Annotated in this window: 21 protein-coding genes; 17 read left to right on the top strand and 4 right to left on the bottom strand. The window is 58.2% G+C overall.

Annotation, left to right across the window (positions count from 1 at the left end; translation table 11 throughout):
- Positions 1 to 38 precede the first annotated feature (38 nt).
- From HMPREF9695_RS03840 to HMPREF9695_RS03885, 10 genes are all read left to right on the top strand, one after another.
- Positions 39 to 1,556, top strand: coding sequence for a pyridoxal-phosphate dependent enzyme (locus HMPREF9695_RS03840; protein WP_006019479.1), 1,518 nt, complete (start codon positions 39 to 41; stop codon positions 1,554 to 1,556).
- On the top strand, positions 1,553 to 2,524 hold the full coding sequence (locus HMPREF9695_RS03845) for a CoA transferase subunit A (RefSeq protein WP_006019480.1): 972 nt from the start codon (positions 1,553 to 1,555) through the stop codon (positions 2,522 to 2,524). Before HMPREF9695_RS03840 ends, HMPREF9695_RS03845 begins: the two co-directional genes overlap by 4 nt.
- The gene (locus HMPREF9695_RS03850) at positions 2,517 to 3,287 is read left to right on the top strand and encodes a CoA-transferase subunit beta (RefSeq protein ID WP_006019481.1); all 771 of its coding nucleotides are present in this window, start codon (positions 2,517 to 2,519) and stop codon (positions 3,285 to 3,287) included. Before HMPREF9695_RS03845 ends, HMPREF9695_RS03850 begins: the two co-directional genes overlap by 8 nt.
- 20 nt (positions 3,288 to 3,307) lie before the next feature.
- The gene (locus tag HMPREF9695_RS03855; protein ID WP_006019482.1) at positions 3,308 to 4,264 is read left to right on the top strand and encodes an LLM class flavin-dependent oxidoreductase; all 957 of its coding nucleotides are present in this window, start codon (positions 3,308 to 3,310) and stop codon (positions 4,262 to 4,264) included.
- A 38-nt stretch (positions 4,265 to 4,302) separates the two neighbouring features.
- Positions 4,303 to 5,670, top strand: a complete 1,368-nt coding sequence (locus HMPREF9695_RS03860) for an L-serine ammonia-lyase (RefSeq protein ID WP_041711213.1) — start codon at positions 4,303 to 4,305, stop codon at positions 5,668 to 5,670.
- A 158-nt stretch (positions 5,671 to 5,828) separates the two neighbouring features.
- Positions 5,829 to 6,983 carry an ABC transporter substrate-binding protein gene (locus HMPREF9695_RS03865; protein WP_006019484.1) on the top strand — a complete coding sequence of 385 codons (1,155 nt, stop codon included), beginning with the start codon at positions 5,829 to 5,831 and terminating at the stop codon, positions 6,981 to 6,983.
- A gap of 98 nt (positions 6,984 to 7,081) precedes the next feature.
- On the top strand, positions 7,082 to 7,954 hold the full coding sequence (locus HMPREF9695_RS03870; RefSeq protein ID WP_006019485.1) for a branched-chain amino acid ABC transporter permease: 873 nt from the start codon (positions 7,082 to 7,084) through the stop codon (positions 7,952 to 7,954).
- Positions 7,951 to 8,985, top strand: a complete 1,035-nt coding sequence (locus HMPREF9695_RS03875; RefSeq protein WP_006019486.1) for a branched-chain amino acid ABC transporter permease — start codon at positions 7,951 to 7,953, stop codon at positions 8,983 to 8,985. Before HMPREF9695_RS03870 ends, HMPREF9695_RS03875 begins: the two co-directional genes overlap by 4 nt.
- On the top strand, positions 8,982 to 9,803 hold the full coding sequence (locus HMPREF9695_RS03880) for an ABC transporter ATP-binding protein (protein ID WP_006019487.1): 822 nt from the start codon (positions 8,982 to 8,984) through the stop codon (positions 9,801 to 9,803). The genes HMPREF9695_RS03875 and HMPREF9695_RS03880 overlap by 4 nt, the downstream gene beginning before the upstream one ends.
- Positions 9,790 to 10,494, top strand: coding sequence for an ABC transporter ATP-binding protein (locus HMPREF9695_RS03885; protein WP_006019488.1), 705 nt, complete (start codon positions 9,790 to 9,792; stop codon positions 10,492 to 10,494). The genes HMPREF9695_RS03880 and HMPREF9695_RS03885 overlap by 14 nt, the downstream gene beginning before the upstream one ends.
- Before the next feature lie 90 nt (positions 10,495 to 10,584).
- Here HMPREF9695_RS03885 and HMPREF9695_RS03890 read toward each other — a convergent pair whose 3' ends face one another.
- Genes HMPREF9695_RS03890 through HMPREF9695_RS03900 form a run of 3 tightly spaced genes read right to left on the bottom strand, consistent with a single transcriptional unit; the run spans position 10,585 to position 12,055 of the window.
- Positions 10,585 to 10,803, bottom strand: a complete 219-nt coding sequence (locus HMPREF9695_RS03890) for a hypothetical protein (RefSeq protein WP_006019489.1) — start codon at positions 10,801 to 10,803, stop codon at positions 10,585 to 10,587.
- 31 nt (positions 10,804 to 10,834) lie between these two features.
- Positions 10,835 to 11,233 (bottom strand): hypothetical protein, encoded by a 399-nt coding sequence (locus tag HMPREF9695_RS03895; protein WP_006019490.1) that lies wholly within the window; start codon positions 11,231 to 11,233, stop codon positions 10,835 to 10,837.
- 18 nt (positions 11,234 to 11,251) lie between these two features.
- Positions 11,252 to 12,055 (bottom strand): sterol desaturase family protein, encoded by an 804-nt coding sequence (locus HMPREF9695_RS03900; protein WP_006019491.1) that lies wholly within the window; start codon positions 12,053 to 12,055, stop codon positions 11,252 to 11,254.
- 199 nt (positions 12,056 to 12,254) lie between these two features.
- Here HMPREF9695_RS03900 and HMPREF9695_RS03905 point away from each other — a divergent pair, with 199 nt between their 5' ends.
- The 7 genes from HMPREF9695_RS03905 to HMPREF9695_RS03935 are packed head-to-tail and all read left to right on the top strand — an operon-like array spanning position 12,255 to position 18,416.
- Positions 12,255 to 13,529 (top strand): ABC transporter substrate-binding protein, encoded by a 1,275-nt coding sequence (locus HMPREF9695_RS03905; RefSeq protein WP_006019492.1) that lies wholly within the window; start codon positions 12,255 to 12,257, stop codon positions 13,527 to 13,529.
- 3 nt (positions 13,530 to 13,532) lie between these two features.
- The gene (locus tag HMPREF9695_RS03910; RefSeq protein ID WP_006019493.1) at positions 13,533 to 14,414 is read left to right on the top strand and encodes a branched-chain amino acid ABC transporter permease; all 882 of its coding nucleotides are present in this window, start codon (positions 13,533 to 13,535) and stop codon (positions 14,412 to 14,414) included.
- Positions 14,411 to 15,424: a branched-chain amino acid ABC transporter permease gene (locus HMPREF9695_RS03915; RefSeq protein ID WP_006019494.1), complete on the top strand. Its 1,014-nt coding sequence runs from the start codon at positions 14,411 to 14,413 to the stop codon at positions 15,422 to 15,424. The genes HMPREF9695_RS03910 and HMPREF9695_RS03915 overlap by 4 nt, the downstream gene beginning before the upstream one ends.
- Entirely contained in the window at positions 15,424 to 16,230 is an 807-nt protein-coding gene (locus HMPREF9695_RS03920) for an ABC transporter ATP-binding protein (protein ID WP_006019495.1), read from the top strand. Before HMPREF9695_RS03915 ends, HMPREF9695_RS03920 begins: the two co-directional genes overlap by 1 nt.
- On the top strand, positions 16,230 to 16,949 hold the full coding sequence (locus tag HMPREF9695_RS03925; protein ID WP_006019497.1) for an ABC transporter ATP-binding protein: 720 nt from the start codon (positions 16,230 to 16,232) through the stop codon (positions 16,947 to 16,949). The genes HMPREF9695_RS03920 and HMPREF9695_RS03925 overlap by 1 nt, the downstream gene beginning before the upstream one ends.
- 39 nt (positions 16,950 to 16,988) lie before the next feature.
- The gene (locus tag HMPREF9695_RS03930) at positions 16,989 to 17,303 is read left to right on the top strand and encodes a DUF6166 domain-containing protein (RefSeq protein WP_006019498.1); all 315 of its coding nucleotides are present in this window, start codon (positions 16,989 to 16,991) and stop codon (positions 17,301 to 17,303) included.
- A complete protein-coding gene (locus HMPREF9695_RS03935; RefSeq protein ID WP_006019500.1) occupies positions 17,304 to 18,416 on the top strand; it encodes a Zn-dependent alcohol dehydrogenase in 1,113 nt (370 codons plus the stop codon).
- A gap of 7 nt (positions 18,417 to 18,423) precedes the next feature.
- On the opposite strand, the gene HMPREF9695_RS03940 is transcribed toward HMPREF9695_RS03935, so the two are convergent.
- Positions 18,424 to 19,122: a GntR family transcriptional regulator gene (locus tag HMPREF9695_RS03940; RefSeq protein ID WP_006019501.1), complete on the bottom strand. Its 699-nt coding sequence runs from the start codon at positions 19,120 to 19,122 to the stop codon at positions 18,424 to 18,426.
- Between the last annotated feature and the right edge of the window lie 123 nt (positions 19,123 to 19,245).

The following is a 19,245-nucleotide window of genomic DNA, read 5'->3' on the forward strand; positions in this document are numbered from 1 at the left end:
TATCATTCAAATCGGTGTGAGCCTGAAAGAAGTTTGGTATGTCTTCGGTCATCAATCCCGACATAGTCGATAGCAAGCAGCGCGCGAGAGCCATTGCGCGGGTGCGCGAGCGGGGCGTGGTGATGCCGACGTTCTCGCAGCTTGCCAACCCGTCCAGCATTCCCGCCGCGGCGTCGAAGGCGCTGGTGGATATTGCGCCCGACGAACCTCATGCCGCAAATCTCTGGCGGGTCCATTGGTACAACGGGGCCGATCGCACCAGCCGGATCGATGTGCCGGGTTATATCGTGCTCCCGGAAGCGCTCACCGGTGTGAAAGCGCCGATTGTTGTATTGCTCGGCCGGCGTTTTCCGATGATCGGCGCGCACAAAGTCCTGCCTGCCTATTCGGCGCTGGCAGCGCAGCTTGTGACGGGGCGGTTCGATCCGGAGCAGCAAAAGGCGATCTGGCCTTCGACTGGGAATTACTGCCGCGGCGGCGTCTCGGTGTCGCGTGTGCTTGGCTGCCGCGGTGTGGCCGTGCTTCCCGAAGGCATGAGCCGCGAGCGGTTTGAGTGGCTCGAAAAGTGGGTTGCGCATCCGGATGATATCGTACGCACGCCCGGCACCGAGAGCAACGTCAAGGAAATCTACGACAAGTGCGCTGAACTTGCGCGCGATCCGCAGAACGTGATTCTCAATCAGTTCTCGGCATTTTCGAATTATATCATTCACTATGCCTGCACGGGCAGTGCGGCGGAGCAGGCGTTTCTCGCTTTCAACGGTAGCGGCCAGCGGCGTCTCGCTGCGTTTGTGTCGGCGACCGGCTCGGCCGGCACCATTGCGGCAGGCGACTATCTGAAGACGCGGCATGGGACGAAGATTGCCGCGGTCGAAGCGCTCGAATGCCCGACGATGCTGAACAACGGCTACGGCGAGCACAATATTCAGGGTATCGGCGACAAGCATATTCCATTCATCCATAACGTGATGAATACCGACGTTGTCGTCGGCGTCTCGGATCGTGTCACCGACAGCCTCAATCTGCTGTTCGGCTCTGATGTCGGCCGAAAGTATCTTCAGGGTCGCCAGAAACTCGACGGCAAGCTGGTTGCAGCCTTCGCGGATGTCGGCATTTCCGGCTTCGCCAACATTGTCGCCTCGATCAAGCTCGCAAAACAGCTTCACTACGGACCCGATGATGTCATCGTCACCGTCGCGACCGATAGTGCGTCGCTTTATGACAGCGAGCGTGACAGCTATCGCGCGAAGCATTTTCCGTCGTTTGACGAAGTTAATGCGGGAGAGATTTTTGGCTCCTGCCTAACGTCGATCGCAACCGACAATGTCGTGGAATTGACCGATCAGTTGCGCCGGCAGGTTTTCAATCTCGGCTACTACACCTGGGTGGAGCAGCAGGGCGTCAGTGTCGAAGATTTCGAGCGCCGCAGGCACCGGTCGTTCTGGAATGGTCTCGTATCGAGCCTTCCGGAATGGGATCGCCTGATCGAGGATTTCAACGTTGAGGCCTTCGGGCCGCAGTACAAGACCGAAATGGCAGGCAAGGCAAAGTCATGAGCGTAGGTCAGGATATCGTCCAGCCATATCAGAAGCTGCGAGAGAACCTCGCGCGCCGAGACCGAAGTCTTCGCGAGAAGGTTGTGAGTCTGGAAGAAGCGGCATCATTCGTCGGCGACGGCGCATCGGTTGGGATTGGGGGTTCGACCATATCGCGCACGCCGATGGCCATGATCTGGCAGTTGATCCGGGCGCGGAAGAAAGAACTTTCCTGTTCGCGCTGCATTATCTCGACTGACGGCGATCTGCTGCTGGGATCTGGTGCAGCCAATCACATCATTTCGAGCTGGTTCGCCCAAGGCATCCTGTGGGGCCTTTCGAAGGTGATGCGCCACCATGTTGAAGGCGGAACGGCACGTTACGACGAATGGAGCCACATGGGTGTCGGCATGCGCTTCCGCGCCGGTGCGATGGGTGTTCCGTTCATGCCGATGCGCTCGATGCTGGGCTCCGATGTGGCCCGCATTCGTCCGGAAGCCAAGGAATTCGATTGTCCCTTCACCGGTGAGAAAGTGCTGCTTGTCCCCGCGCTGAATCCGGACGTGGCGGTGATCCATGTGCAGCGCTGCGATGCTTACGGCAATGCTCAGATCGATGGCTTGCAGTTCATGGATATCGATCTTGCGATGGCAGCCAACCGCGTGATCTTGACCACCGAGCGGATTGTTTCCAACGACCAGATTCGTCGCGCACCTGACCAGACGAAGATTCCATTTTTCTGCGTCGATGCGGTGGTGGAGGTGCCTTACGGCTCCGCGCCGCACGAATGTTATGGCGTCTACGAGCCGATGATGAACCATCTCAATGCGTACGTGGCGCAGGTGAACGGCGATCCCGTTGGTGGAATGAAGAAGTATCTCGACGAGTACGTCTACGGCCCGAAAACCTGGAACGATTTTCTTGCGAAGATCGGGATGGACGAAATCGTGACGGCGAGCCGCAGGGGCAGGAGCATTTTCGATGACTGAACAGAATCGTCATACAGCTTCGGAGATGCTGGCGATCCTGAGCGCGCGCCAGCTTAAGGAAGGTCAGGTTGTATTTGCCGGCATTGGCATTCCCTTGCTGGCTGCGACGCTGGCGCAGCGCCTGCGTTGCCCTGGCCTGACAATCCTGTTTGAAGGCGGCGTGATCGGTGCGTTTGTCGAGCCCGGCAAGTTGCCGCCATCGACCAACGATCAGCGTTGTACCAAGCGTGCCAACATGGTGCTGGGCAGCGCCGAAGTTCTTCTGCTGCTGCAGCGCGGATATGTCGACGTCGGCTTCATGGGCGGCGCACAGATTGACAAGTACGGAAATCTGAACTCGTCTTTTATTGGCGATTCCGAGAAGCCCAAGACACGACTTCCGGGGACTGGCGGCGGAAACGACATTTCCAGCCTGACCAACATGATCGTTGCGATGAAGCACGAGAAGCGCCGCTTCGTTGATCAGGTCGATTTCATAACTAGCCCTGGCTTTATCCGCGGCGGAAAATCCCGCGCTGAAAGCGGGCTGCCGGAAGGCGGCATGTTCCGTGTGATCACTGAACTTGCGGTGTTCGGCTTCGACGAGACCTCGCGCCGGATGAAGGTACTCGCCCTCAATCCGGGCATCACGCGCGAACAGGTCCAGGACAACACCGGCTTCGATCTGATTTTTGACGATCAGGTCAACGTTACTGAGCCGCCCACCGAGCACGAGCTGACCACGCTCCGAATGCTCGATCCCGATCGTCTCTTCATCGCATAAGAATAAACGAGGAAGCAAACATGACCCTACTGTCGAACACGTTCGGTATCGCCGCACGCAATTTCACTGCCTATCCCGAAATGCCGGATGCGAAAGCGCTGGTGGACTACGGTGTGCGCGTCGAGGAACTGGGCTACGATTCGCTCTGGGTCTGGGATCACATTCTTCTTGGTGTGGACCCGCACTTTCCGATCCTGGATTCGCTGACAACGCTGACCGCAATCGCCGCGCGCACCAGCAAAATCAAGCTCGGCACCGGCATTCTTGTTCTGCCGCTGCGCAACCCGGTTGCACTGGCCAAGCAGTTGTCCAGCATGGATCAGTTCTCAGGTGGCCGCCTGCTGATGGGCATGGCGTCAGGCTGGTACAAGCGCGAGTTCGATGCCATGGGTATTCCGTTCGACAAGCGCGGCAAGCTGATGGATGAAAATCTGGAAATCATGCGCCGTCTGTGGTCGGAGCCGATGGTCGATGGAAAGTACATGGCTCACGACATCTCGGCCGCGGTCATGTATCCTAAGCCGGCACAGCAGCCGACTCTGCCTATCCTTATCGGTGGCTATGTCGACAGGGTCCTGCAGCGCGCAGCAACTGTCGGCGACGGCTGGCTGACCTACTTCTATCCGCCCGAAGCTTTCGCAAAATCTTGGGCCAAGCTCCGCAACTTCGCCAAGGAGGGCGGCAAGGATCCTGACAAGCTTCTCAACGCTTCGCAATTGCCGATCATGATCGGTCCGTCCAAGGCTGCCGTTCAAGATGAGATGAACGAGTGGCTGATCAAGGAATGGGACTTCCCTGAACACAGCGACTGCTCGCGCGAGAGCGCCATCATGGGCAACGTCGATGAGTGCGTCGAGCAGTTGAAGGCTCACCAGGCTGTCGGCGTTCAGAAGATCATCTTCGTGCCCTACAAGTACCGGATGGATCAGGTCGAACTGATCGCGAAGGAGATCATTCCAAGGCTGAGGGCGAAGTAACAACCCAAGCTGGAGCGGGCGATGCCCGGTCACCTATCATGATCAGTGTTTTTGATCTGTTCAAGATCGGGATCGGGCCGTCATCCTCTCACACGGTCGCCCCAATGAAGGCCGCAGCGGCCTTCATGGCAGCCCTTGATGAATCTCAGCGGTCGCGCCTGAGACGCTTGCAAGTCACGTTGCTTGGATCCCTTGCGTGGACCGGGCGTGGTCATGGAACGGACAAGGCCGTTATGCTTGGGCTTTCTGGTTTCTCGCCGGAGACTGTCGATCCTGATGATGCGGACCGCCGCATCGCTGTCGTTGCTGCCACGGCCAAGCTCGTACTGAGGGATGGATTGACGATCCATTTCGACCCGGTACAGGATATCGTTTTCAATTTTGATGAGCCGACGCCGGTTCATCCGAATACGCTCCGATTTGCGGCCCTTGATCAGGCTGGCCACGAGTTGTGGGCCGAAACCTGGTACTCGCTCGGCGGCGGATTCGTTCAGCGAGAGGGCGAAACGGGTTCTGCAGCAGAGTCGTCCGCGGCCATTCCATTCGACTACCGAAGCGCGGCTGAATTGATCGAAATGTGCGACCGCTCCGGTCTCTCGATCGCGCAGGTGGTGCTCGCGAACGAAACCGCACTTGCGGATGAAGCGTCAGTCTACGATCGGCTCGATCGTCTCGTTGCGGTGATGTTCGACTGTATAGACCGCGGGATACGCACCGATGGTCAGTTGCCGGGTGGCTTGAAGGTCAAGCGTCGCGCTCGCTCGCTTCATGCCCGGCTGCAGGAGTCAGAAAGCCGCAACGTGCGGCATTCCATCGCAGCGATGGATTATGCAAGTCTGTACGCGATCGCTGTAAACGAGGAAAATGCGGCAGGCGGCAGGGTTGTTACTGCCCCGACCAATGGCGCCGCTGGCGTCATTCCTGCCGTTCTGAGGTACTACACCGATCATTGCGAGGGCTCCTCGCAGGACGGCGTCAGGATTTTTCTCCTGACCAGCGCAGCGATTGGCGGGCTCTGCAAGATGAACGCTTCCATCTCCGGCGCTGAAGTCGGGTGTCAGGGGGAGGTGGGTGTGGCATGCTCCATGGCTGCGGCCGGCCTGACAGCGGCACTGGGCGGCAGCAGCCGGCAGATTGAAAATGCCGCGGAGATCGGGATGGAGCACCATCTCGGAATGAGCTGCGATCCGATTGGCGGGCTGGTGCAAATCCCCTGCATCGAACGCAACGCATTTGGCGCGATCAAGGCCATTAATGCGGCGTCGCTGGCGCTGAGCGGCGATGGGTCGCATCACGTTAGTTTGGATCAGGTTATCCGTACGATGCGGGATACCGGGGCCGATATGCAGACGAAATACAAGGAAACGTCGCGCGGAGGGCTCGCAGTCAGTGTGCCGGATTGCTGAAAAAACTTGACGGCGAGCGGCCTTTGCAGATGATACTAAGATACTAAAAATAGGACTATCTGGGTTCAGGATAACAGTTAGATAAATACAAGCGGACAACTGGCACAAGCTTTGCTTGAAAAGACCTGATTTCCGCACTCAAACGGAGGAAATGGAAGATGGCGAAACACACCAAACTACTTGCGACAATCGCGTTGCTGTCGGCTGGCGTTGCCGGTCAGGCCGCGGCTCAGACGATCAAAATCGGCGTCAACGAACCGCTGACCGGACCCTTTGCTGCGTCGGGTACCTATGTCGTCAACGGCGCCAAGATCGCCGCTGATGAAATTAATTCCAAAGGCGGCATTCTCGGCAAGAAGATCGAGCTTGTCATCGAGGACAACAAGAGCAACCCGACTGAAGCTGCGGCTGTAGCCGAGAAGCTGATCACGGCCGACAAGGTGCCGGTCATCATGGGCGCCTGGGGATCGAGCCTGACGCTGGCCGTGATGCCGAAGCTGATGGAATACAAGGTTCCGATGGTGGTTGAGACGTCTTCGTCGGGCAAGATCACGACGACCGGCAATCCCTACATCTTCCGCATCTCGCCGCCGTCGTCGGTCGAAGCCGCGGCGTTCAAGCCAATTCTTCCCAAGCTGTCGATCAAGAAGGCGGACTTCCTTGTCATCAACAATGATTGGGGCCGCGGCGCCGCTGAAGATTTCGGAAAGGTCTTGAAGGCTGACAATATTCAGGTTGGCCTCGTCGAGACGATGGACCAGTCCGCTCAAGATATGAGCGCTCAGTTGTCGAAAATTAAGGCAACCGACTCTGACACGATCATGGTGACGACTGCTGTCGAGCAACTCACGCTCGTTCTGAAACAGGCAACAGCGCTCGGCATCAAGAAGCAGATCGTGACGACTGGCGGTTCGCAGAATCCCGATCAGTTGATTGATCAGGCTGGCGTCGCTGCCAACGGAACGTTTCACCTGACGACGTTCGCTCCGTGGTATCCGGACGAGACGCCGAATCCGCCGGCGACCAAGTACTTCCTTGGCGAATGGAAAAAGCGCGGCTTCAACTTCGCCGGCGCGACCGAGAGCTTCCGTGGATACGACGGCATCCGTACGATCGCGGCTGCTATCGAGAAGGCAGGCAAGGCAGAGCCCGAGGCGATCGCTGCCGCATTGTGGCAGACTGAACTGCTCGGCCTGAACGGCAAGATCAAGTTCGAGAAGCAGGGGCCCTCCGGCAAGGAGAGCGGGCAGAGCATGCCCAATGTCTACCTGATCAAGATCGACAATTCGAAGGTCGTTCTTCCCAAGCTGTAAGTATGGAGGCGCGAGCATCGTCTCGATGCCCGCGCCTTTCCATTCCAAAGGCACGGCGGCCTCCGCCGAACGATGAGTTTTGACCTGGATAAAGCTCGATGACTGAATTTCTGCAACACATGATCAACATGCTGATCCTCGGCAGTACATATGCGCTGCTCGGAATCGGCCTGACCTTGATCTTTGGCATCATGCGCGTGGTGAACTTCGCGCACGGCGAGCTTTATGCGTTCGGTGCGTACTTCGTGTACTTCATCGCTGTGATGCTTGGGTTCAACTTTTTTCTGGCGCTGCTTTTTGCGATTGTCGCCGGATGCCTTCTTGGCGCGCTGATTGAGTTCGTTCTTCTGCGTCCGATGCGAGGTGCCGATATCGACACTACCATGCTGATCATGATCGGTGCGATGATCGTGATGCAAAACGCAGAGCAGTACGTCTGGGGCGGCGTCGCGAAGGCAGTCAATACGCCGTTTCCGGAGACGCCGTTGACGATTGGTCCTTTCTCGGTGTCGTGGTTGAGGCTTTTCGTATTCTTCGCGGCGCTGGCGTTGATCGCCATCTCGTACTTCCTGATCAACCGCACCAAGCTCGGCAAGGCGATGCGTGCGACATTCCAGGATACCGACACCGCCTCGCTGATGGGTGTCAACATTCAGGCGATCTACATGGCCACCTTCGCCATCGGTTCGGCGCTCGCGGCGGCCGCAGGCGCGCTGCTCGGGCCGGTTTACGTGATCTCCCCGCAGATGGGCAACATCGCGTCGCTGAAGGCGTTTGCCATCGTCATTCTCGGCGGTCTCGGCAGCATCGGCGGCGCAACAATCGGTGGCTTCATCCTGGCCTTTGCCGAGGAGATGGGCGCCGGGTACATCTCGTCGGGTTACCGCGACGCCATGGGCTTTCTGATTATCATCGCGGTCTTGCTGTTCAAACCGACCGGACTCTTTGCACGATCGGAGCGAATTGGATGAAACGGCTTCTCCCCTGGGTTGCGATTGTCGTATTCGCATCGGTTCCGTTGTGGCTGAAGGATCCTTATCTCCTGAATGCCTTTATCACGACGGGGATCTTCATCATCGCGGCGATGAGCCTCAATCTGCTGCTGGGTTACACCGGCCAGCTGAGTCTCGGTCATGTCGCCTTTTTCGGTATCGGGGCTTACGTCAGCGCGCTGACGGCGCTCGGGTTCGACGTGGAACTGATCGGCGGCATCCGAGTCGTTCATGAGCCATGGCCCGTCTGGCTTGGCTTTATCATCGCCATACTCGTGTCCGGGCTGTGCGGATACATTGTGGGCAAGCTGTCGTTCCGGGTTCGCGGTGCCTACTTCGTCATCGTGACCATCAGTTTTGCGGAAGTCGTCCGACTTGTGGCGCTGAACTGGGTAGAACTGACCCAGGGGCCGCTGGCGCTGACTTCGATTCCGCCCATGACACTCGGACTTCCCGGGCTCGGCTATTTCGATTTCTTCAGCAAGCAATCGAACTACTATCTGGTCCTCGGCGTCGTGGTTATCTCCTACATCATCATCAGCCGCCTGGTGAATTCGCGGGTCGGGCGCGCGATGGTGGCGCTGAAGGAGAATGAATCGCTGGCGGTTTCCGTCGGTATCGATGTCACCCGCTATCTGGTATTGGCGGCTGTCGTATCTGCCGGCATCGCCGGAGCGGCAGGAAGCCTGTACGCGCACTATCTGAAAATCATCGATCCCGACGTCTTCCTCTTTCTCTACACCGTTACCATGGTGATCATGGTGATTACCGGCGGCAAAGGAACGTTGGCAGGGCCGCTCGTCGGCGGATTGATTTTCGGGTTCATCCCCGTTGTTGCGCGCTCGTTCGCCGCTCCGGAAATTCAGTGGATTCTCTACGGGGTGTTCATGATCCTGATCGTGTTCGTGCTGCCGCAGGGGATCGTTCCGGCCATTGAGAAGTGGTTCGGGGTCGATGAAACCAGGGATCCTGCCATTGCGCCGGAAGCCAAGATGCAGGATGCGCCATGATGCAGGCTCAAGCAGCTAAGGTTCAAGTAGCCAAGACGCTACCAGCACTCTCGATCGAACACATTGCGGTTCACTTCGGCGGTCTTGTTGCGATCTCGGACATGAACTTCGTCGTTAACGAAGGCGAAGTCGTCAGTCTGATCGGGCCGAACGGCGCGGGCAAGACGACCGCATTCAATGTCATCACGGGCTTCCTGCGACCGACAAAGGGAGAAGTGATTTATCGCGGCACGTCGCTGAACAATCTGAAACCGCACGAAGTTACGGCATTGGGCCTGGTGCGGACGTTTCAGCGCACCAGCGTGTTCCAGAGTGTCAGCGTGTTCGAGAATGTCATGATCGGCCTGCATCGCCGCGGCCGCTCGCAATTGTGGGATACCTTGCTGGCGCTGCCGCGGGAGCGTGAGTCCGAAAAGGAACTGCGGACACGCGCGGCGGAAATCCTGGCGCTGGTTGGTATTGAACGCCGCTCGCGTGAAATGGCAGGCTCGCTCGCCTATGGCGATCAGCGGCTTCTGGGTGTGGCATTGGCGTTGGCTGCGGATCCTTCGATGCTGCTGCTCGATGAGCCGGTCTCGGGCATGAACGCAACTGAGACAGCGCGATTCATGCAGCTTCTCGATAAGTTACGTGGTCTCGGCGTCACGATCCTGCTCGTCGAGCATGACATGCCAATGGTGATGGGCGTGTCGGACCGCATTGTTGTTCTTAACTACGGCCGGATCATTGCCGAAGGCCCACCGTCGGCAATTCAGGGTAATCCTGAAGTCATTCGTGCTTATCTCGGGCAAGGAGCGAAGAAACGTGCTAGAGATTAGCGATCTCGTTTGCCGTTACGGCAAAGTTGAAGCGATCAAGGGTATCTCTCTCTCGATCAAGCAGGGGCAGCTCGTCGCGCTGATTGGCGCGAACGGGGCCGGGAAGAGCACGACATTGCGCTCCATTTCTGGAATCTTGCCCTCGGCGTCCGGCCGCATGATCTTCGAAGGAGAAGACATCACCCGGTGTTCGGCGCGGGAGATTCTGGCGCGAGGTATTGCCCACTGTCCTGAAGGACGCCGGGTGTTCCCTGACATGACAGTCGAGGAGAACCTCGATATGGGGGCGTATCTGCGGCGTGACGCTGATGGTGTTGCAGAGGATCGTGATCGGGTTCTCACGCAGTTTCCCCGGCTTGCGGAGCGGCGCAGTCAGGTGGCAGGGACTCTGTCGGGCGGCGAGCAGCAGATGCTGGCAATCGGCCGCGCGATTATGTCCAAACCGAAGCTGATGATGTTCGATGAACCATCCCTGGGGCTCGCGCCGAATATTGTGGAGCAGGTATTCGAGATCATCGACGGAATCCGCAAATCAGGCACCACGGTGCTGATGGTGGAGCAGAATGCCTACTCCGCGCTGGATATGTGCGACTATGCTTATCTGATGGAAGCTGGGTCGATCGTATTGTCGGGGCGGGGAGAAGAGTTGATCGACGACAAGCACATTCGCGAGGCTTATCTCGGCGGCTGACGATCTGACGGCGCAATTGTGCGCGCCACTTTGTGTGTAAAAAATCGCCGTGCTCCTTCATGGAGCACGGCGAAAATTTTTGCGGGGGCCTTAGCTGGCGCGATTCTGGGTTGTCTCCCGGCGAATGCCGCCGGCGGTTTCCTCGCGTTTCACTTCCGGAAACAGCCACATCGCGAACACCATGAAGACGCCCAGAAACACCACGAGATACTGAACGCGCTCGTGGCCGAGCGTGTGTTGCATATAGAATGCGACGGCCGCGACAATGATAACGACCAAAGACAGCGCCAATTTGATCTTCACGGGCATCGATTGCTCCTTTGGTTATATGGACAGAACGTCACGACAGGATCGCGAACGCTGAACCGCCGACTTTGGCAAGTACGGCGAGCGCCAGGATCTGAATGCCGACTAATACGGATAGTTCGATTGTTGTGTTACGCAGGGGCCAGCGCCATTCCTCGAATAGCGCTGGCGTGAACAGGAAAATAAGTCCGCTGACGACGACCAGCGTGCTCCACCGCAGTTCGGCATATCCGTAGAGTACAGTGCCGGCGAGCAGCATCGCGAGCAGAACGACGTTGCCGATAATCAACAAGGTTGCGGGAAGCGACCTTGCCGCGTCGGGCCGGGCATCGAGCGGAAATTTTCCAGCAACTATGAGAAAGGCAACGCCACAGACGGTTGCCAGTCCGGCGAACCAAACCAGGGACAACCAGTTCGGCTCAATCGTGCTCATGTCGAATCTCCCGCGCGTTTATTCGGCGGGCGTGGCAAAGCCCGAGCGCTGGCCGACAGCGTCGGGTTTTGGCGTACGCGAGGTTTTACGCATGTTTTTGCGGATGTAACGGGTGTCGTAGCCGTTGAAGATGTGGCCGATCAGTCCGCGATCGAGATCCGATGTGCCGAACAGCCAGTCCATTACGGGGAAGGTCAGGTTCATGTTTCGCTCCATCATGATCGATTGATTGTGATGAGCCGCATGATGCCGCCGGATGGTGTTGACGAACGGCATGTTGCGGACGAACCAGTTTTCGTCGACGTGGCAGCAGAAGTGCATGAACTCATAGATGAGATACATCGATGTCGTGGTGCAGATCAGTAGCCAGCCGACGTTCGGTGACACCAGCCACCCCAGCACGAGTGCCGGCGGAATCGACATCAATGTGAAGGTGACCAAGGCGTAGGGCGGGAAAAACGTCACGCGCCAGTCGTTATGGTCTGCGAAGCGCATCTCCTCTTCGGTGAAGAATTGGTGATGCATCAGGGTGTGCCGGTTGTAGATCGCACGGAATGCCTTGATCTGCGACGGCCGGTGCATGACGAACCGGTGAATCCACCATTCGAAGAAATTTGCCGCCAGGAAGGTGACAGGCACGATCAGCCATTCCCACCAGCGAACATTGCCGATGTTGGCGATGTAGACCGAGAGGGCAGTGAGCCCGATCACATAAATGACGAAGGCGTGTAGCCAGCCATTGTACCAGCCAGCGATGCGATCCCTGTAGGTGGCCCGGTATTTACGCTGCCGGTCGGTCATTGGGCTGGATGAGAGTTCCATGGCGCAATCTCCGTCATCTTCTGAACGGCCGGCGACGTCGTCCAGCCTCTTCAATCTGACATATCACCAATCTATTAGACCGGCAACCGGCATTGCGACACTGCGGCACGCAAAAAATGCTTGCTGAAATCTGTCTGATATATTTATCGTATGGCAACAGCGCACGGCAGATGCGCTTAGCTTACATGGGAGGATATCAATGGGGCTCACCCGTCGTGCCTTTTCGAAGCTCGCAGGTGCCGGTGTTGCCGCCGCCGCGGCGCCCCAGCTATTTGCCCCGGCCATTGCCCAGGACAAGCCATTCAAGATCGGCATCATCGCACCACGCTCCGGTGTCGCCGGTACCGCCGGCGAATGCGGTATCCGCGCCGTGCAATGGGCGGCGGACCGTATGAACAAGGAGGGTGGCATTGCCGGACGCAAGTTCGAGCTTGTCATTGAAGAAGAGACCAACCCCAAGGACACGATCGAACGTTTCCGTCGCCTGGTGCTGCAGGAGAAGGTCGAAAGCGTCCACGGACTGATCTCGACAGGCGTCAGCCTTGGCGTAGCTCCTGTTGCGGAAGAAGAGCAGTCGCTCCTGGTGATGTGGGATGGCACCACGCAGGACGGCGTCAAGGAAGTGATGCCGAAGTCGCGCTATGTATTTCGCTCGACTGACAATGAATGCGAGGCTGTGATGGCGTCGCTGCTCGCGGTCAAGCACTTCAAGGGTAAATTCAAACGGGTCGCTGGCATCAATCCGGATTACTCCTACGGCCGCAACAACTGGGAAGCTTTCCGGCAGATTCTCGCACGCTATGGTGTGGAGGCTGAGTTCGTCGCCGAGCAGTGGCCAAAGGTTGGCACCCTTGATCTGACATCACATATCGCCGCGCTCAAGGCCGCCAAGCCCGATCTGATCTTCTCATCGATGCTGTTCGCCGATCTTCCGGTATTCATGAAGCAGGGCGCTGCGGCGGGTCTGTTCGACGGCGTGAAGGTCGTGCTGCCGGCAGCCGGCTGGCAACTCAATCAGCTCAAGAAAGAATTCATGCCCGAGGGCGTGATCTTCGGACACAACACCCTCTATTTCGATCATCCGCAGGCATCGCCGCTGCAAAGGGCGTTTGTTCAGGATTACATGGATCGCTACAAGGAGGCGCCGCACTGGGAAGCGGATCGTGCCTACTTCGCGCTCGCAAGTTACAAGGCGGGCGTTGAAGCCGCGCAGAAAGCCGCGAAGAAATGGCCGACGCCGGATGTGGTCGCGGAAGCAATGCCCGGCCTCGAAGTGGAAAGCCTCGGCGGCAAGGGCCGATTCCGCAAGGACAAGATCGCGGAGCAGGTGTTCTATCAGGGGCCGTCGACAAACACGAACAAGTACGATTTCCCGACATTGGCTTCGATCGACACATTCCAGGCCGAACAGCTGCAGAAACCGCCGGGCGCGGATTTCTGGGAATGGATCAAGACCGCCAAGATGCCTGTCTGAGCCATGACGGCGATCGTCGATATCATTCTCGGTGGGACATTCCACGCCGCCATCCTGTTTCTGGTGGCGGCGGGGCTTCAGCTCGTATTCGGCGTGCAGCAGATCGTGAATCTCGCCTGTGGCTCATTTTATGCCCTCGGTGCATATTTCGGGATTACTGCGGTCGCTGTTGCGATGAAGTTCGGATTGCCGCCGCTCATGTTCTTTCCTGTGCTTATTCTCGCGGGGCTTGTAATCGGCGTCGTTGGACTGCCGATCGAGCGGGTGCTGCGTACGGTTTACCGCCGGGACGAGAGCTATCAGTTGCTGCTCACTTTCGGCCTGCTTCTGATGTTTCAGGATGTCTTTCGCTTCACGTGGGGCGCGACGCCGCGCACCATGGACAATGCCTACATGATATATGGCACGACCCATATCATGGGTGTGCAAGTGCCGACCTATAATCTGCTGGTGATAGCGGCGAGTATCGGCATTGCCGCCGCGCTAGGGCTGTTTCTGCAACGTACGAAAACCGGCCGCATCGTGCGGGCGACTGCGGAAAACCGCGATATGGCCGAAGGACTCGGTGTCAATGCGTCGAAAATTTTCGCGCTTGTCTTCACTGTTGGCTGCATGCTCGGAACGGTCGGCGGCGCACTGGTCGTCCCATCCAGTGCTGCGTCGCTCGACATGGCCGTTGAGCTGGTCGTGGAGGCGTTTGCCGTCGTTGTGATCGGCGGGCTGGGAAGCATGCGCGGCGCGCTTGTCGGTGCGTTGATCGTCGGACTGATGCGTGCGGCATCGATCTCGATCATGCCGGAAATGGAGCTGCTGTCAGTCTATCTCGTGGTCGTCGCGGCGCTCATCCTCAGACCCGCCGGATTGTTTGGCAAGGTGACGGCATGAGTGAACAATCCATCGATATTTCGTTGACTGCGCCGAGGCGTAACCCGTTCCCCCGGATCAAGGGCCTTTGGGTCTTTTTCGGCTTGATCGCGATTATGGGTCTGCTTCCGCTTGTCGCATCGCCGTATGCGCTTCTCTTGCTCGTGCCGTTCTTTGCCTACGCAATCGCGCTGTTTGGATTCAATCTTCTGTTCGGAACGACGGGCCTGCTGTCGTTTGGGCACGCCCTCTTTCTTGGCGTCGGTGCGTATACTGCATCGACACTGACGTCAAAATTCGGTGTGCTGAGTTTCGAACTGATTGTTTTGACCAGTGCGGTGGTCTCCGCTCTTGTTGCGCTTGTTATTGGCGTTCTTTGCGTTCGCTACACCCGAATCTTCTTTGGGATGCTGACGCTGGCTTTCGGGATGCTATTTCATTCCTTCCTGTTCAAATTCTACAGCGTGACCGGCGGCGACCAGGGGATGCGCGTGTTGCGTCCGCTGCTGTTCGGCATGGAATGGCGCGGAGGCAAGACCGCATTTCTCACGGGGCCTTTCTACTACTATGTGCTGGCGTTGCTGGCGCTGTTGGGAGCAACGATGTGGCGCATCACCCAGTCGCCATTTGGTTTGCATCTGAAGGCAATCCGGGAAAACGCCGGCAAGGCGGCTTACGTAGGCGTGCAGATTTTTCGCATGAGGCTGGCGGCGTTCGTGATCTCGGCGGTTTATGGCGGGATCGGCGGAACGATTCTCGCAATCACCACTGGCCTAGCCGATCCCGAACTCGCGTATTGGACCCACTCCGGCAACCTCGTTTTCATGGCGGTCCTTGGCGGTAGCGGAACTTTTGTCGGCCCGGCCATCGGCGCGCTCGCCTTTGTGCTGTTGCAGGACTTCGTGATGGCGATCACGCAGTACTGGCGCTTTGTGATGGGCGGCGTCCTGGTTCTGCTTGTTATCTTCTTGCCACAAGGCTTGTCAGGTGCCGTCGAGATGCTCGTCTCTCGCAAAGCAGGGGGCAGATGATGCATCCGATCAGTACATCGCCGGATGTCCGGGCGCCGCTATTCGAGACCATCAGCGTTTCCAAACACTACGGTGCATACAGAGCGCTACAGGACGTGTCTTTCCACGTCGCCGACGGCGAGTTCGTTTCGATTGTCGGACCAAACGGCGCAGGCAAGACCACCCTTGTCAATGTTGTCACCGGCCTGTTGCGGCCGACCATCGGCGAGGTTCGCTTTCTCGGGAACGACATCGCAGGTGTGGGTCCGGTTGAGTTGGCCCGGCGCGGAATGTCGCGTGCTTTCCAGCTCGTGAATGTATTTCCGGCGCTGACGGTACGCGAAACCCTTGCGGTTGCGGTTGCTTCGCGCTTGCGGCGCATTGCCAATCCATTCCGTTCGCTGTCGAAAGACAGCGAACTTCAAGCCGACGTTGAGCGCGTGGCGGAGGTTCTCGGTCTTCGCGCCAAGCTGGATACGGTGGCATCCACCCTTTCCCAGGGTGAAAAGAAGCTGCTGGATATTGCCAGCGCTTTTGCACTTAATCCGACAGTCATCCTGCTCGACGAGCCGACAAGCGGCGTGTCCACGGGAGACAAGCATTCCATCATGGAAGTTCTCGTGTCGGCAGCGAAGGCGGCAGGGGTACGAGCTATCGTTCAGGTCGAGCATGACATGGATCTCGTGGCGCGCTATTCGCACCGGATCGTGGCTCTGCAGGAGGGCAAGGTCCTGGCCGACATGCCCCCAGACCGGTTCTTTGCCGATCCGGCGATGATTTCGGCCGTCGTTGGAACACGGCCCCCGACCTTGAGGAGGGCGTCGTAATGCTCGAGCTCTCCAACGTAAAAGTCGATATTCAGGGCAGCCGCATTCTCAACGGTATCAGCCTTTCGGTTGCGGCGGGCGAACTCGTCTGTCTGGTCGGCCGTAACGGAGCGGGCAAAACCACGACATTTCGCAGCATTATGGGTTATCGCCGTCCGCTATCCGGTGAGATGACTTTTGACGGCGCCGATCTGACGAAGCTTCCGACGTGGCGGATCGCCCAGAGCGGGATCGGCTTCTCGCCAGAAGAGTCTGAAGTTTACGCCGACCTTACCGTGGCTGAAAACATCGAGCTTTCGACATGGACGCGGCCAACCGGTCGGCCGGCTCAGGAGCGCATCGAGGAAGCTTATGCGGTCTTCCCGAAACTGCGGCAGTATCTTGCGCGCGGCGGTGCGCAGTTGTCAGGCGGCGAGCGCAAGATGGTGTCCATTGCGCGTGCGCTGACGCTTGATCCGAAGCTTCTGTTGCTGGACGAGCCGTTCGAGGGATTGTCGCCAGCCATCATTCCGCTGATTGCAGAGGGCGTCGCGTCGATCCGGGCAATGGGGAAGGGCGTGTTGATGGCGGAATCGAATGTCCATCACATCCCTGACTACGTCGATCGCCTGTATGTGCTGGAGCGCGGCGAACTGATGTTTTCCGGCTCTCTGGCAGAAGCGCACCGCGACCGCGACGTCATGCGTGTGATCGCCGGCGAGGTGGAAGTGACGCACTAGTCCGATCGGCAACCGGGACGCAATGAGTGGAGAGAAAGAATGAAACATTATGTTGGGGACCGGACGATCGACGGCGTGAAGGTGACGGTCGACGGTGCACCGTTGAATCCCCGAACCGATGTGATGGAATATAGCAAAAATGGCTTTGAGTGGAGCTATGAGGGACCGGAGCCGCGCCAGCTCGCGTTGGCGCTACTCGCCGACCATCTTGGCGACGCGGCTGCTGCGAGAACGGCAGTCGATCCGTTCATGCGCGCCGTTGTGGCTAACTTCGGCAACGAATGGGAGATGACGTCATCCGATATCGATGTGGCGCTCAAGGCGCTGGGTGGTTCCGGGAAGGCAGTTGCATAGATGCCGCTTCAGTACCGCGCGGCAGTTCTCCACGCAGCGAAGGCGCCGCTCGTCATCGAGACCGTCACTGCGGCTGCGTTGAAGCCCACAGACGTTCTGGTGCGAATTCGTGCGGCGGGATTGTGTCACACCGATCTTGAAGTAATTGAAGGATCGTTGCGCTTTCCGATGCCGATCGTGCTCGGCCACGAAGCAGCCGGCATCGTCGAGGAGGTCGGCTCAGCCGCGCGGGGTGTAAGGAAGGGCGATCACGTCGTCTTGTCGTGGAACCCGCACTGCGGCCATTGCTTCTATTGCGATCGCGACTTGCCGATCCTTTGCGAGGAATATCTCGGCGAAGGTCCGAAGGCGAGGTCATTCGATGGAGAGAGCCGCGCAAGGCTTGCTGACGGCCGTGACGTGCAGCAACTGATGTTTCTCGGATCGTTTGGTGAATATTGCATCATACCGGATCAGCAGGCGATTGCAGTGCCGAAGGAGATCCCGTTCGATCGTGCCTGCTTGATCGGTTGCGGCGTAATGACCGGCGTTGGGGCTGCCCTGAATCTGGATGCGATCAAACATGGCGACGCGGTCATGGTGATCGGTTGTGGCGCAGTGGGTCTGGCGGCGGTGCAGGGTGCGCGGCTGGCAGGGGCTGGTACGATCATCGCTGTTGACCTCGATCGTGCAAAGCTTGCATTGGCGCTAACCATGGGCGCAACCCACACCGTCAATGCGTCAAATGACGATCCTGTCGCTGCGGCAAAGAGTGAGACGGGCGGCCGCGGTGTTGACGCCGTGATCGAGTCCGCCGGCAGCTTCGTGGCTTTCCGTGTCACCGCCGAAGCGGTTCGGCCAGGCGGCAACGTAATCTGGCTTGGCAAGGTCGACGTGCAGCAGGATGTATCGTTCCGGTGGGGTTCCCTCATGCAGGAAAAACGCATCCGCCGTGTCAGTTATGGCAACGCACGGCCGCGCCGCGACTTTCCGATGCTGGCGCGCGCCTATCTCGACGGATCGCTGATGTTAGATGATCTGATTTCGCGCCGTCTCTCTCTCAACGACATCAATGCGGGATTCGACGCGCTGAAACGTGGCGAAACCATTCGCAGCGTCGTGATGTTCGATTGATCTCGGATCAGGTATCGAGCGTCTTACGCGCGAAATCCTCGATATAGTCGATCAGCTTATCGGAGGCGGCGGCCGCGATTTTGGGCTTCTTCCCGGCGACAGCTTCTGCGACCGCGGCATGCAGCTTGGCGGCCAACGGCAAATCTGCGACTTCCTGATAGTGTTGATACCAGAAGCGGCGGGAGAGAGCATTCATGAGGCCCATCGATCGCCGCGCAAATTCATTACGCGCGGTCGTTGCGATCAGGAGATTGAATTTCTGATCGAGGCGCATGAATTCGATGTCGTCCGCCTGAGCCGCCGCCTTGAGCATTCCACGAGCCACTTCGGCGAATTCCTGACGTTCTTCGGGGGTGGCGCGTTCTGCTGCCAGTTTCGCCATCAGCCGCTCAAGCTCGCGGCGCACTTCGAGCAGCCGCAATTGCAGCCTGAGATTGATTTCCGAGACCATGATGCCGCGCCTCGGCATAATCACCACGAGACCGTCCCGCGCGAGACGTTGCAGCGCCTCACGAATCGGAGTCCGGCCGATCTTCAGTTTTAGTGCAAGGGTGTGTTCGGACAGTATGGTGCCGGGAGTCAGCTGAAGGGTGACGATCATTTCTTCGAGTTCTCGATAAGCACGATCTGTCAGCGTTCCGTCATCGGCCTCCGGATTTTGCGCTGCGCGCTTTGTAATCTTTTTAGATTTCAATTCACTCCCCATCCGCCGTAAATCGGTCCGATCAGCCCAAGCATATATTCGTAGTATATCAATGACAAGAACTCGTGCTCGCACGAGACAGGGGAGAGTCTTTGCGACGGCAGACGCGGTCTGTCCGACGCTTTA

Source organism: Afipia broomeae ATCC 49717 (assembly GCF_000314675.2).
Lineage (GTDB): Bacteria > Pseudomonadota > Alphaproteobacteria > Rhizobiales > Xanthobacteraceae > Afipia > Afipia broomeae.